We start from the raw sequence: 12454 nt of genomic DNA on the forward strand, positions 1-12454 counted from the left end.
CTTATCAAAACAAGTTGTCTAAATTATTCTGTTCTAAATATAATCCTTTTATTACCTCATGGTCTTTATATTCCTTATCACTCGCTACCCAAAACGGATTACCATTTTTATTGTTAAACTTTAACTTATAAGCTATCCCGTTAGATTTAATCTTAGCAATCGAAAGCATGGATGGACCTGCATCTTGAGTAACACCGAAAGGTATTAAGATTACATTTTCCGCTCCTTGATCATACAAGACACTAGCGCATTCTAAAGCTGTTGAACCTGTTGTTAGTATATCATCAAATATAATTATTGTTTTATTTTGCACATCATAATTACTATTTACAACAAAAGCTCCTTTTACATTAGCCGCCTTTTCTTTTTTAGTTTTGTAATCCTTTTGTGTTGGATAATCACGAATACATTCTAACAAATCGGGTTTAATCTTGCTCGATATTAGCTGATTTTTATTTAAAAACAAATCAAGGAATCTATCTTTTTTAGACGGCTTATTTGGGATATAGGTAATGTAGTCAATATCATATCTAGTAAGATTCCTAACAATCTCTTGTACCATTGGCTCCAAAAGTTTATAAGCTCCATCTTTTTGGTCTTTAAAAGCTAAAATTAGCTTAGTTAAAATATGACAATATGAACGTAAATCCTCACTTCTAAAATAACGCCCTATCATAAACACATGTACTTTTTTTTCTGGATTATAATAATACTCTAGTACTTGCTTATAAAGAGGAGTAGAGAGATCAGTCGTTCTGTCTAAAATACCTTCAAAATATAATTTTCTTCCCCTCTTGTTTTTCAAAAACATATTTTTCAATTCAGTAATAGATACTATATGATCCGGATAATTTCTCAAATTTGGAAGTTGATATTCATTTTCATTATTAGCAATAAAAATACAAGACATCCCAAAATTTTTAGCTACCTCTATAGCCATATTATCCGAAGAAATAAATAAAGTTTGATATTGTTTATAATCACCCCTGTTAAACAACTTCACATATTCATTGATATCATAAAGGTCAAAGTCATTAATTATTGCATAATCTTCACTACTATGGTTAAAGATAAAATCTGATTGACTATCAATTAACCAAAATCCATTTCCATTATCAAGAATAGAATTTAACAAATCTGTTAACTCTAAATTAGTGCATTTTGAACGAATACTATCATAATCTATAAACATATCATAAGGATTGAAAGCTAACTCAAACATATAAATACCTTCCTCTTCTATTCTATTTAAACCAATGACAACAAATAATCTTCTAATAATTTCTTTTCGGAATACAAAGCATAATAGTCTACAGCTTTAAAATCATTTTGGTTATGCTCTCCCCAAGTCACAGCTACTGATTTCATACCCGCTTTATTTGAGGAAATAATGTCATTAACATTATCACCAATTGCTATACATTTATCTGGTACGGCATTCATTTTCTTAGCAGCTAATAGCATTGGTTCCGGATGAGGCTTATGTTTAACTGTATCCCTATATGAAATTAATACATCTACATCTAGACCATGATTCTGCAGAACCATTTCAGCATAAAACTGAGGAGAATTAGTTACTATAGCTATTGAGTATTTTGATTTTAATTTTTTTATAACTTCTAAATTGATATTTAATTTTGTCTCAGTAGGTATTAATTCACAACATTTTTTCCAATTTACTCTTCTAAATTGCTTAATTTTCGAAGTATCTACTAATGTATCATCCAAATCAAATATTATCACTTTCATCCCTCTTTTTTTCCTTTATATTCTAAACATTAATACTTAATGGTTAAATTTTCAACTTTTCACATCCACTAATTAGATAATTTTTATTATATTTGTATCACAAGAAGTATTAGAATATATGAAAAGCTTGGAAAAAACCTATTATTTTAGGCCTCCAAGCTTTTTTTCTGAATGCTATTTAATTATTCCCATTCGATTTCACTATCATCTGAATCAAAATGTTATTTCTAACCCTAAATATCGTCGTACTAGATAGTTTCATATGCTTACCAATTGCTCTCATGCTATTCCCATTAAGAAGCCTATGAAGCACCTCAATCTCCCTGTCTCCTTGTACTAATGGAATACGCTTTTGCACCTCAACAACCTTATACTCATATTCGCGAATGAGTTTGTGATTTGAAAATACTCTTCGTTGTACCTCAATAAATACTGGATCATTTGTCCCACCATTGGCCTTTGGTAGTGCTGCCTCAATTCCATACGTAGCCGTTTTAGCCCCAATATAACTGTTGTTATCAACTTTGGCCATTGGCTGTCTTGCTTCTTCGATTGACTCAATCATCCAGCTATAGTCTTCAATCCATTGTAGTAAATTTTCTTTCGTTACCTTGTGTTGCCCTTGTTTCATAGTTTGCCCTCCGATGGTGTGATATAATACTTTTGAAAAACTTAAAGAGCATAACCAATTCTTAGCTGTAGCGTGTGTCGACGCTGCGGCTTTTTCTTTTCCAAACATACAAATATGTTATAAAATGGTTAGTATGAAAGAAGGTGATTTATGTGGCTTTTCTAGTGCTACTAGCAATAGCTTTAGGATTCGGCCTACGTATTTTGGGACGTATGGTTAAATACAACTAGAATAATGGCCTGGTAGTTTGCGATATCAGGCTATTTTCATATACTCATATCGTGCAGTAATAATGACTTTTCAGTGAGTCAATAATTCACAGTGCCAACCGCACTTACAAAGGTAATTCCAACAAGTAACTTCTTAATGTTTTTCCTTTTCTAAAACGTTTCCTGTACGTGCCTAAACAACTCTACCAATGGTAACTGTTGATATATTTTTAATTTTTCATTACTACTTTTAGGGCATTTTTCGTACTTCACGATTCTTCACCCGTATCTCTGCGCGGCGCTCTTTTTGCTTTTTCCAATATGATTCACGATAAGATTCTTTCATACGATACAATCGCTTATCTTCCTCTGTTACAATTTCTACCCATTCTTCATTCCATTTTCCCCTTAATGTAGCCATTGTAGATGGTTTGGGGCTGGCGTAATGAGTTTGTACTTTATCAAGAAGCTCATCAATCGTTAGACCAGCACGATGGGAGTACAAACACTCTTTTATTTTCTCTATTGTGAGCTTATATTCTGTTAGTGTTTTCCCACCTTTAGATCCGCCGACATTCACCAAATGAATTTCATCATTGATACAATCCGCAATATGATAATATTTGGAAACTCGCTGTCGTTTTCCCCAATAAACTATGTTTACACCTCTAGTTTCTGTGATGGTACTTGGATTTGCATTATAATACATTAATCCGATGCCTAATCCCTTTATCCAATCCAATACGAATTGGCGATGCAGGCTTTTTGGCTTCGGTACAAGAATAAATACATAATCAACTAGATTTTTGCGACTTATTGCCTGTTCAATCACTTTAAAATTCAACGATGTTTTCATTTCTACACCAATATAAACATCACCATGTTTGCCTACGACATCTATATCATTGACCTCCGCATACACTTGCTGGCAACCCATTTTTTGAAGTAAGAACTTCTTTAATGGTTTGAATAAATCAGATTCTTTCACAGTATCACCTTCCTGAATATTTTCCTTCTAATGCACTGCGTTATTAACCTTCTTGCACTATAGCCATTACTTTTTTTGCTCCAACCTTGTTTAAGTTGAAATAAACAGCATTACCCTTTTTGTTGTCACAATGATTTGAAAGAAACTCAATTAAAGCTTGATCAAATCTCTTATCGTCTGTTCTAATAACAAAAGTGGTGTTTTCTAAATTAACTCGCCTCTCATTCACTCTCCTGAAAGACTAAATAAATCCATCTGTTGCCACTGATCCCTAGGTAATTCTTCTATTACAGGTTCTACTTCAATTTTCCCTACTGGAATCTCGCCGTTTCAAAAGGTGCAATAATATCGAAATATTTCGTTTTATATGAACCCACTGGCGCTTTATCTGGACGACATTTTAAAAATACGCTGTAATAGCCATTGTCGCTTGGTTCAATGATAATGTATTCCTCTCCAACAAGGTAAAAGCGTGATGGTGGTTTAACAATACGAGCTAAGTATTTTTTAGGGTTTTCGTTCGCGTCAACTACAAGCGGCGACACTTCCGTAGCATCCTCTGCAATGATTTCAAAGCGGCTTTTCTGATACGTACCAAAATGAGAACCTGGGCGTGAAAATCTGCTAATGTTATATGCTAATCCTCCATGGGGAAACAAATAATATATTCACCTTCTACAAGGTTGGATTTTTCAGGAGCTTGTGTGCAACGTCCTTGCATCGATTACACCTCCACATGTAAACTCAGGATCGAATATTGTCATTTGAATCTTTATAAATTCTTCATCTTCCGCTTCTTGCGTGGCCTTCTTCTTACATCGCCGCCCCATACCATCATCAATTGATTTCTGTGACTTTAATTTACGGCCACATCTTTTACAACTGCTCATTCAGCCCGCACCTTTGCCTCCTCTTTTTTCGCTATTTCTTCGATAATTTCCACATCATTAACACTAAATGTTGGCGTCGGACCAAATTCATACTCTTCTGCTTCCCAATCCTTTATAAATTCATCACGCTCATTAACATAAGAACCAAAGTAAGGGTCTTGTTCAGCTTGGTAAAATAATTCTCTAATACGTTCATCATACTTTTCTTCCCATACATATAAACCAAAATCATCAACCCCAAAATGACTTCTTGTATATACAACAACTTCTATTCCGTCAATTATGTTGTATACTTTGATGTAACCCTCAATTTCTTCCTCACTAGGTTCTGGACCAATGGAGCCATCATACATTTTTTTAATATCCTCTGCCGTTTTGCCTGCTGTGCTCAAAGTAGCTTTAAACAATTTAAACACGAAAAATACCTCCTATTTTTAAAATGGCAAATCATCCTCTGATACTTCAATTGGACCTCTGCTGTTTGCAAATGGATCTTCATCCACTCGTGTATAGTTCGGTTGAATTATTAGTGGTTGGTTTTGCTGATAAGTATTGTTTCCAAATGCATTTTGTCCAGGCATAGTCCCACCAAAGTGTTGTTGTGATTGACCACCAACATATGCTGGTTGGTTGTTTCCGAAAGCTTGTCCTCCATATTGTTGTGGTGGCTGCTGTTGCTGATATGGATTTGGTTGGCCCTGGTATTGAGGAGCATTCGGTTGACCTCCTGTGTTGGTCCGTGGTTCTAAAAACTGAATGCTATCCGCTACCACATCGGTAGTGTAAACACGCTTACCATCTTGTCCCTCATAGCTTCCAGTTTGAATCCGACCTTCAATCCCTAGCAAGTTACCTTTCCTTTGATAGTTTGCTAGATTTTCAGCTTGCTTACGCCAAGCGACACAAGAGATGAAATCAGCGTCACGTTCTCCTTGTTCGTTAGTAAAGGTACGATTGACTGCCAATGTGAAGCGGCATGATGCAATACCATTTGGTGTGTACCTTAGTTCCGGATCTTTTGTTAAACGTCCGACCAAAACAACGCGATTTATCATGCTGCATCCTCCTTGAAATAAGCTTTGTTGAATGTTGTATCAAAAGCTTTGAGGCTGTAGTTTAATTCCTCGATTAGACTCGAAAAAACAAAAGTACTCATGCCTTTTAAATTCGTTATAGATACACCGTAATCAACTGTGTTCAAAGTTCTAAACAATGTTACGGTATATCCATTCTCTTTATCGAATCCTTTATTAATCAAAATTTGTTTGTACTGTTGTGCTCTATTTAAATTGTTCTTTTTATACTGTCTTCGTTTCATCACATTCACCCTTTCCTTTTTCTAGCTAGTCCTGCATGAATATTATTTTCAAGGTACCTAAGCTGTTGCATGGCATAGTGAGGGCATTTGCTATCGCTTAACCGCTTCTCTACGTCTTGTAGGACCCGAAGCGGGAACTGATACTCACTTATGAGTTGGTTTATACAGTCCGCTACTTCCTCATTTGTCATGGTTTTCACCACCGAGTGCTTGTCGTGCAATTTGACCAAGGTCTTTATCAATTGGTACCATCGGCGGAAACCATTCAGCTTGCTTGTACTCAGTTGTTTTATAATTTTGTGGAGTTGCATAAAGTTCAAATACTTTCTGAAAACTGACAATTTTATCAGATGCTTTAAACAATGCTTTTTCAACAATTTCATAGTATTCCTTTAATCTTTGAATCTCTTCACTCAATTTTTTATTTTTACGTTGTTCTTGCAGTAAATCCCGGTGAAGGTCCACAAATTGATTACGTATTTCATTAACGCTCATGCCATTATTGCCTTTAAGCTATTTTTGCAACTTAGCCATTTCTAATTGTTGTTTATCTGTATCAGCAGCAGTTTTAGTTAAATCCACATCACCCATTGATTTCACTCTCCTTTACCTTTGTCACACGCTTAGGCATTCCATATCTTTTTCTTACCGCCTCACGTGTCATATTGTGCACTAATTTACAGTGTGTTTTAGTGATGATGGTACCAATATGACCACAATTATCGACCGGACATTTCACAAATTCATTACTTAGTGCATTCCATGATTTATTTACAGACAATTTGTCATGTTACCTCCTAATGCTTTGTAATGGCTTTAATCAAAGCTCTATCAGTTAGTTTGCTCACCGGTTGACCTTTTGCTTGTAGGGCCTTAATCAGGTAGTTACGAATTTTTTTGTGTTTGTTCATACTGCTTATGCCCCCTATCTAGCATGGCTAATATTTTTTGTCGCTCTGCTTCGAAGTCCACTGGTTCTGTAGGCTCCGGTGGTTCAATAGGCTTTTGAGCAGATTCATTATTTCTGTTTTTAAACCATTCAGGTACTACCTCTTCGCGTCTAGGTTTCTGATAAGTCCTTTGAGGTCTATTTTGTTGTTGAGCTGCTTTTATACGTTGATCTTTCCAACGCAAGTCCTCCGCTTCGATAGCCTCAAGTGTAAACAGTTTCTTATTCCACCAGTCTTTTAATATCGTTTCAACGTAACCCCAATTGTTTCTACTGTTCATAGCAGCTTTCTCCATGGCATGTATAACTATTGGTTCTGACATGTCATTAATCCAAGTGTCAATTTTGTACGCGATTAGAGAACCTAAAGCTCCAAAATGATTTTGCTCGTAAAATGCAAATGCATTTTGTGTTGGTGGAATTGGAGGTTTTGATGCTACGTAAGCAGGTCCCTTATCATCATCATTATTATTATTTAATGTATTAGTACTTAGTGAATCAGTACTTGGTGTATTAGTACTTAGTAGTTGCGGGTTTTCCGTTAACGGTTTATCCGTCGACGGTTCTTCCGGTGACGGGTTTTCCGTATACGGTAAATCCATATACGGTACTTCGTAAACAATTGTTAAGTAATCAAATTTCCCACCATCAACACGACGGCGTTCTTTTTTGACATATCCATATTTCTGCAACTCTCTTAATCCAGCTGTAAACGAGTCCTTGCCATCTTTTGCCCATTGCTGTATTTCCTCGTTATAAAAAGTCCAATTATCAGGCTTGGAAAGCATAAATACATGTATTGCTTTAGCTTTCCAACTAAGTCTTGTATCTTGGATGGATGTGTTGTTTATAACTGTATAATCTTTATTTTTTTCCACTCTTACGATGCTCCTACTCTCCATCGTAGCCCCTCCTATAAAATGTCGTCCTTGCGTTCACATATTGCGAAACCACCACGTATTTCAGTAGTTCTATAATTTTGATAACGTCGCATATATTCACACACTAAACGTCTTATTTCGTATTCATCACCTTGAGCCTGGTCAAATATCCATTGTGGTAAAAGGACCCTATGAGGCACATATCTCATTGCACTTGTGACGGTCCCTTAATAGATAGCAAGTAATTTATTAACTTACTAGCTTCTTTTTCAGTTAATAAATCCGAGTTTTTATCAGGAATCTTACACGCCTGCATTGCGCCGTTATAAACTGCGTTAGGGTCCGAATCATACATGTTTGCAACCTTACTCAATGCTTTTGCTAATTGATTAAACTGTTCTTGAGATCGTAGGCCTGTATGTGTTGGTTGTTGATGCTGAGTATGCACTGGTGGTTGTTTTTGCTCATGAGAATAATTATTTCCAGTCATACCATTTGCATCATCGTCCTTTTCTGTAGAAATCCCTAGCATGGCTGCTAAACTATATCGCTTCATGTAAGTAATTTGCCCACCAAAATCCTGAATACTTTGTGCAGCCGGAAATTTAAGCGGATAAGATTTTACATACTCACCTGACCCATGAAGGAAAATTGTTTCAACACAAACCATTGTTGTGTTCCCTTCAACTGTTGAATAACTGTTCTGTATGATAGATAAGTTATTTTGAACAAATATTGGCTTAACAGCATCCAAAATCCCGTTTAGGTCAGTGTATTCAAAAGTGTATGAACCACCGTTTTTTGTACGAACTTTCACTTTTGAATTGTGTTTTGGAGTTTGAATAGCTGACCAAGCTTTAGCAAGCGCTGCTGAAATATTAGAATTACTCTCGGAAAAAATCATATCTTCCCTCCTAGTTGATTTTTTGAGCACAGTGACGTAAAATACAAAGTAACTAATTTTGTAAATTTCTTTTTTAAGGACTGCTGCTGGAACAGGAGTCCTTTTTAATTTCACCGTCTTTATTTGATGGTTGTCCCATCAAGCAGCCTGCAAATACGGCTAACCAACCATTTGCAAACTGCTTGACGAGAGCGAGTTACGACTCGCAAACGTCATATAAATTTGTTGACTTTTCCCTATTTTTTGTTTTATATTTACAATATCCATGTGCTGTTTAACAGGAAACTGTTAAGCAGCTTTCTTTATTTAAGGTCATATACCGTTGTCATGGCTTGACCGTATGTTTTTCTTTCTAAAACATTCACCGCATCGATGATGTTGTGTATTGCTTGTGCTATATCAATTTCTTTATCAACTGCATATATTTTATATAAAGCGCGTGCTTCGTTTTTGAGATTGTTTATGATTTCATCCACTGTTATGACCTCCACGTGTTATAATAGATTTGTATAAGTTATCAGGCTGTTTAATCGTTGCATCCGATTAAGCAGCTTTTTTATTGCCAGCATGAAATAATCACTGGTACTCCAATGGCTAAAATGATTAACCCACATATCACACAAAACTCCTTATGTTTTTGATCTCGGCCATCATCCGACATATAAAGATAATTCACTATCCACTTCAACATCTAAACCACCACTTACCTACTAAAGCCAAGCGTTCTTGTAACGATAACTTTTCCCACTTTTTAAACCTAAACATTTGGCACCTCCAACTGTTGCAGACTATTAATGATCTTATCCACTTTCACGTAATCAATTTTCTGACTAGATTGAAGTGCTTCTAAACTACGAATAATGTCGTAGGCTCTTTCTGTGGCTACATCGTATTCTTCCATAACCACATTTGTTTCGATTGCTCCCCAAGCTCCGTAGATCGCCTTACGATGTTTGATTATCGTCATAATATCCATCTAAATATTCCTCCTATAAACATAGGTATTAATTGAGTTGCAGTATTGAGTAAATCAATGCCGAATATTACTGATGCTAAATACACATCCGAGTTGGTAATACTAGTCCATTGCATAAAAGTCTCTATATCGATTACTTTCCGCCCAAGCTCATACTTGCTTACATGTGATTGGGATATATTTAATTCATGTGCTAGTTCTTCTTGAGTCATATTTGCATCTGTTCGAAATTTCTTTAGTAGTTTTCGATAATCCAAAGCAGTTAGTAATTTCAAACTGTCCACCTCCCCTCTTAGTCGGAAATCGACTATAGTCGAAAATGAACTACCAATTACCGATTGATGCTAATAAACTTGAATCATAAGCAATTAAAAATTTGCTTATTTTTTTAAGAGATTGTTTGCCCCAGTCTCTTAAAAAGTTAATAGATTTGTTGAGGCATGCCTTACTGCTATTAACTTTGTTGTAAAGTCTCAACCTGTTACGTACCTGTCCGGGTATGTTTTTTCAAATTTAATTGTTAAGTATTTCTTCGAGAGCTGCGGCTGTGGGTTCTGATAACCACACCCGCTTATATCTCGGGCCTATTTGTCTTTGATGAATCTTGATACGAGGATCACATACAATATACTTTTCTAAAGAAGCTTTACTGTATCTAGTTTCACGAACTAAATCGTCAATGTCCCAATACAATGTTCGTTCTCTTACGATTTCTCTAACCGTGCGATCATATCTATCTAATAAAATTTTTTTTGATAGGCCAGCTGTCTCAAGAACCCTTTGTGATAGATTATTATCTTTTTCTGAAATCATCATATGGCACCCCCTTCAACAATTTTTAACCCTTGTTGGTTGTATGCTTTAATTTCCATCCTTAAAGTTGTTGAGGGTTGCCACATTGAAATAAACTTGATACTTTCAGCAAATCGTGTTTTTGGTATTTCTCCATATCGAGGAACTTCAAAATGATTTTTAAAGTCTCTCCAGAATGCAGAAAATACTTGGCGACTAATTTTTTTGTAAGCATTAGAGTCTTTCCCACCTAAGGCAGTTACAATAACTTCTCTAGCGCGTTTATTAATTTGGGCTTCTTGATTACCGTCTATGCGCATTGTGTCAACTATTGATTGAACTGTTTGTTTAACTTCCGTAACTTCAGTTTTCAAAGACTCAACCTCTTCGGAAGTTTCAAGTGATAGTCTCATAGAAGCCTTTAATTGATCTTTTTCCGTTAAAGGTTGCGGGTTGAGTTGTTGTTCCATTTGATTGAACGCATCGATGTATTTGATTTTAAAATCAAACGCTTTTTTACCAGTAAAGCCCATAGCTAGTAAGGTGAATCCGTCTCGGTTCATGTAGTATGTTTTACGATCCCTCCCGTAAGAGTCAGGTTCATTACCTTCAAAAAACATCTGCTGAAGTTTCAGCACATCTAATTCCTCGCGGATGTTTTCAATAGATTGAAGAACATTCTTATGTTCTTTTTCAAACGTTTCGGCAACTTGTAATGAAGTTGTGACTACTTGGCAATTTTGAATAGTGACTATTTTGTTCATGCAAATACCTCCTAAGATTTTCTAATGTAAGCCATCTAGTCATATTGAAATCCCTTTTCGATTTGTATTCAGATTGTTATTGGTTAAGAGACATTAAGCTAGTTGTTTTTCTTGAAACGAAGAACCTTCAATTTCTTTTATAACGGATTTCGTTAGTTCATCATTAAAAAAAATTGCCACTTCTATACCTAATAAAACAGCTATAACCTTTAAACGTTCAACACCTAGCTCACTTTCACCTCTTTCAATTCGACTATATGTCATAGGTGTTACATTAATTTGTTTTGCTATACGACTTTGAGTTACTCCTTTAGCTATACGTAACTTTTTTAAATTTTCGTGTATCATAGTTTCACCTCTTCTTTCCAAAGGACTAACGTAATCCGTTAAATACACTATACTAACGATTTCCGTTACTGTCAACGAAAAATATAAAAAAAATCTCAAATTCCGTTAATGTAGTATCAGAATCCGTTACTTGTGATATATTTCGAGTAGATAGGAGGTTTTCTATTGAAAGTGAATGACCGTATAAAAGAACAACGAAAAAAGATGCGCTATACACAAAAAGAGCTCGCTGATAAAGTGAATGTTTCCCCTCAAGTAATTTCTAATTGGGAACGTGGATATACAGAACCTAGTGCTGATGATATAAATCAACTCTCAGAAGTACTTGATTGTACTAGTGACTATCTTTTGGGAAGAAGTAATCGACCTGATAACAAGAAGAATCATCTTTTAACCAAAGATGAACGTGATATAGCAAAACAAATTATCGAATTCACTCAGAACATTGAGAAGTCGGATGGACTTTCATTTGATGGTGAGCCAATGTCAGAGGAAGCAAAAGAATCACTTATTGAATCAATGGAACATATTTTTAAACAAACCCAAAGAATAAATAAAAAATATACTCCTGAAAAATATAGAAAAGAATAGCAATAAAATTATTTGGGGTGATCAAATGTGGTTGAAGGATATTGCAGACAGCTTGATAAATAAACATAAAACCAACTGCCCGTTTGATATCGCATCTAATTTAAAAATATGCATTACTCCTTGGGATTTGCATGAAGAAATTAACGGCTATTATAAGTATCATCGTCGTAACAAATATATAGTTATTAATAATAACTTAAGCGAAGATATGCAACGTGTTGTCTGTGCCCACGAGCTTGGGCATGCTTTGCTTCATCCTAGGGCCAATACACCTTTTATGCGTAAAAGCACCTTTTTTTCCATTGACAAACTAGAACAAGAAGCAAATAGATTTGCAGTCCAATTACTAATTTTAGACCACGAAATAATTGAATATTCCAAACAATTCACCATTTTTGATATTGCAGCAAAATATGGTGTTCCAATTGAATTGATAAAATATAAATTCAGTACAATCTTATGAG

The 12454-nt window shown here is 35.3% G+C and carries 22 protein-coding genes; 2 read left to right on the forward strand and 20 right to left on the reverse strand.

The genetic code is table 11. From position 1 onward, the window contains the following. Nucleotides 1-4: 4 nt before the first annotated feature. From AN161_RS01080 to AN161_RS01175, 20 genes are all read right to left on the reverse strand, one after another. Nucleotides 5-1222: a ComF family protein gene (locus tag AN161_RS01080; protein WP_053592529.1), complete on the reverse strand. Its 1218-nt coding sequence runs from the start codon at nucleotides 1220-1222 to the stop codon at nucleotides 5-7. Between the two features lie 26 nt (nucleotides 1223-1248). Further along, entirely contained in the window at nucleotides 1249-1743 is a 495-nt protein-coding gene (locus tag AN161_RS01085; protein ID WP_053592530.1) for an HAD-IIIA family hydrolase, read from the reverse strand. Nucleotides 1744-1927: 184 nt separating this feature from the next. Then, nucleotides 1928-2380 (reverse strand): LuxR C-terminal-related transcriptional regulator, encoded by a 453-nt coding sequence (locus AN161_RS01090; RefSeq protein WP_053592531.1) that lies wholly within the window; start codon nucleotides 2378-2380, stop codon nucleotides 1928-1930. A 459-nt stretch (nucleotides 2381-2839) separates the two neighbouring features. Then, nucleotides 2840-3577: a hypothetical protein gene (locus AN161_RS01095; RefSeq protein WP_053592532.1), complete on the reverse strand. Its 738-nt coding sequence runs from the start codon at nucleotides 3575-3577 to the stop codon at nucleotides 2840-2842. A gap of 43 nt (nucleotides 3578-3620) precedes the next feature. Then, nucleotides 3621-3806, reverse strand: a complete 186-nt coding sequence (locus AN161_RS30295) for a hypothetical protein (RefSeq protein ID WP_053592533.1) — start codon at nucleotides 3804-3806, stop codon at nucleotides 3621-3623. An 82-nt stretch (nucleotides 3807-3888) separates the two neighbouring features. Further along, nucleotides 3889-4236, reverse strand: coding sequence for a hypothetical protein (locus tag AN161_RS01105; RefSeq protein ID WP_053592534.1), 348 nt, complete (start codon nucleotides 4234-4236; stop codon nucleotides 3889-3891). Nucleotides 4237-4463: 227 nt separating this feature from the next. Then, nucleotides 4464-4883, reverse strand: coding sequence for a hypothetical protein (locus AN161_RS01115; RefSeq protein WP_053592536.1), 420 nt, complete (start codon nucleotides 4881-4883; stop codon nucleotides 4464-4466). 18 nt (nucleotides 4884-4901) lie between these two features. Continuing rightward, nucleotides 4902-5522, reverse strand: a complete 621-nt coding sequence (gene ssb, locus AN161_RS01120; RefSeq protein ID WP_053592537.1) for a single-stranded DNA-binding protein — start codon at nucleotides 5520-5522, stop codon at nucleotides 4902-4904. Further along, a complete protein-coding gene (locus tag AN161_RS01125; protein ID WP_143114537.1) occupies nucleotides 5519-5785 on the reverse strand; it encodes a hypothetical protein in 267 nt (88 codons plus the stop codon). The genes ssb and AN161_RS01125 overlap by 4 nt, the downstream gene beginning before the upstream one ends. A 180-nt stretch (nucleotides 5786-5965) precedes the next feature. Further along, entirely contained in the window at nucleotides 5966-6280 is a 315-nt protein-coding gene (locus AN161_RS01135; protein WP_053592540.1) for a hypothetical protein, read from the reverse strand. Between the two features lie 88 nt (nucleotides 6281-6368). Next, nucleotides 6369-6566, reverse strand: a complete 198-nt coding sequence (locus AN161_RS01140) for a hypothetical protein (protein WP_053592541.1) — start codon at nucleotides 6564-6566, stop codon at nucleotides 6369-6371. A 104-nt stretch (nucleotides 6567-6670) separates the two neighbouring features. Then, on the reverse strand, nucleotides 6671-7636 hold the full coding sequence (locus AN161_RS01145; RefSeq protein WP_053592542.1) for a DnaD domain protein: 966 nt from the start codon (nucleotides 7634-7636) through the stop codon (nucleotides 6671-6673). Between the two features lie 184 nt (nucleotides 7637-7820). Next, nucleotides 7821-8519 carry an ERF family protein gene (locus AN161_RS01150; RefSeq protein ID WP_053592543.1) on the reverse strand — a complete coding sequence of 233 codons (699 nt, stop codon included), beginning with the start codon at nucleotides 8517-8519 and terminating at the stop codon, nucleotides 7821-7823. A 302-nt stretch (nucleotides 8520-8821) separates the two neighbouring features. Continuing rightward, nucleotides 8822-8995 carry a hypothetical protein gene (locus tag AN161_RS29330; RefSeq protein ID WP_158002944.1) on the reverse strand — a complete coding sequence of 58 codons (174 nt, stop codon included), beginning with the start codon at nucleotides 8993-8995 and terminating at the stop codon, nucleotides 8822-8824. 80 nt (nucleotides 8996-9075) lie between these two features. Then, nucleotides 9076-9210 (reverse strand): hypothetical protein, encoded by a 135-nt coding sequence (locus AN161_RS30905; RefSeq protein ID WP_277815913.1) that lies wholly within the window; start codon nucleotides 9208-9210, stop codon nucleotides 9076-9078. Nucleotides 9211-9276: 66 nt separating this feature from the next. Continuing rightward, nucleotides 9277-9486, reverse strand: a complete 210-nt coding sequence (locus AN161_RS01155; protein WP_143114539.1) for a hypothetical protein — start codon at nucleotides 9484-9486, stop codon at nucleotides 9277-9279. Further along, complete coding sequence (locus AN161_RS01160) at nucleotides 9483-9770, reverse strand: helix-turn-helix transcriptional regulator (protein WP_053592545.1); 288 nt, start codon at nucleotides 9768-9770, stop codon at nucleotides 9483-9485. The genes AN161_RS01155 and AN161_RS01160 overlap by 4 nt, the downstream gene beginning before the upstream one ends. A 238-nt stretch (nucleotides 9771-10008) precedes the next feature. Continuing rightward, the gene (locus AN161_RS01165) at nucleotides 10009-10311 is read right to left on the reverse strand and encodes a hypothetical protein (RefSeq protein WP_053592546.1); all 303 of its coding nucleotides are present in this window, start codon (nucleotides 10309-10311) and stop codon (nucleotides 10009-10011) included. Then, entirely contained in the window at nucleotides 10308-11051 is a 744-nt protein-coding gene (locus AN161_RS01170) for a Rha family transcriptional regulator (protein WP_053592547.1), read from the reverse strand. The genes AN161_RS01165 and AN161_RS01170 overlap by 4 nt, the downstream gene beginning before the upstream one ends. A 93-nt stretch (nucleotides 11052-11144) precedes the next feature. After that, nucleotides 11145-11399 (reverse strand): helix-turn-helix transcriptional regulator, encoded by a 255-nt coding sequence (locus AN161_RS01175; protein ID WP_053592548.1) that lies wholly within the window; start codon nucleotides 11397-11399, stop codon nucleotides 11145-11147. A gap of 171 nt (nucleotides 11400-11570) precedes the next feature. Here AN161_RS01175 and AN161_RS01180 point away from each other — a divergent pair, with 171 nt between their 5' ends. Both AN161_RS01180 and AN161_RS01185 read left to right on the forward strand, forming a co-directional pair. Then, nucleotides 11571-11990 (forward strand): helix-turn-helix transcriptional regulator, encoded by a 420-nt coding sequence (locus tag AN161_RS01180; protein WP_241774465.1) that lies wholly within the window; start codon nucleotides 11571-11573, stop codon nucleotides 11988-11990. A gap of 25 nt (nucleotides 11991-12015) precedes the next feature. Then, nucleotides 12016-12453: an ImmA/IrrE family metallo-endopeptidase gene (locus AN161_RS01185; RefSeq protein WP_053592550.1), complete on the forward strand. Its 438-nt coding sequence runs from the start codon at nucleotides 12016-12018 to the stop codon at nucleotides 12451-12453. Nucleotide 12454 lies beyond the last annotated feature (1 nt).

The organism is Lysinibacillus sp. FJAT-14222 (assembly GCF_001278875.1).
Lineage (GTDB): Bacteria > Bacillota > Bacilli > Bacillales_A > Planococcaceae > Lysinibacillus > Lysinibacillus agricola.

Coding starts and splice junctions, on each gene's coding strand:
- AN161_RS01135 (WP_053592540.1), bottom strand. CDS start 6,280: ATGAGCGTTAATGAAATACGTAATCAATTTGTGGACCTTCACCGGGAT.
- AN161_RS01080 (WP_053592529.1), bottom strand. CDS start 1,222: ATGTTTGAGTTAGCTTTCAATCCTTATGATATGTTTATAGATTATGAT.
- AN161_RS01170 (WP_053592547.1), bottom strand. CDS start 11,051: ATGAACAAAATAGTCACTATTCAAAATTGCCAAGTAGTCACAACTTCA.
- AN161_RS01090 (WP_053592531.1), bottom strand. CDS start 2,380: ATGAAACAAGGGCAACACAAGGTAACGAAAGAAAATTTACTACAATGG.
- AN161_RS01155 (WP_143114539.1), bottom strand. CDS start 9,486: ATGACGATAATCAAACATCGTAAGGCGATCTACGGAGCTTGGGGAGCA.
- AN161_RS01165 (WP_053592546.1), bottom strand. CDS start 10,311: ATGATGATTTCAGAAAAAGATAATAATCTATCACAAAGGGTTCTTGAG.
- AN161_RS01145 (WP_053592542.1), bottom strand. CDS start 7,636: ATGGAGAGTAGGAGCATCGTAAGAGTGGAAAAAAATAAAGATTATACA.
- ssb (WP_053592537.1), bottom strand. CDS start 5,522: ATGATAAATCGCGTTGTTTTGGTCGGACGTTTAACAAAAGATCCGGAA.
- AN161_RS01175 (WP_053592548.1), bottom strand. CDS start 11,399: ATGATACACGAAAATTTAAAAAAGTTACGTATAGCTAAAGGAGTAACT.
- AN161_RS01150 (WP_053592543.1), bottom strand. CDS start 8,519: ATGATTTTTTCCGAGAGTAATTCTAATATTTCAGCAGCGCTTGCTAAA.
- AN161_RS01125 (WP_143114537.1), bottom strand. CDS start 5,785: ATGAAACGAAGACAGTATAAAAAGAACAATTTAAATAGAGCACAACAG.
- AN161_RS01185 (WP_053592550.1), top strand. CDS start 12,016: ATGTGGTTGAAGGATATTGCAGACAGCTTGATAAATAAACATAAAACC.
- AN161_RS30905 (WP_277815913.1), bottom strand. CDS start 9,210: ATGTTGAAGTGGATAGTGAATTATCTTTATATGTCGGATGATGGCCGA.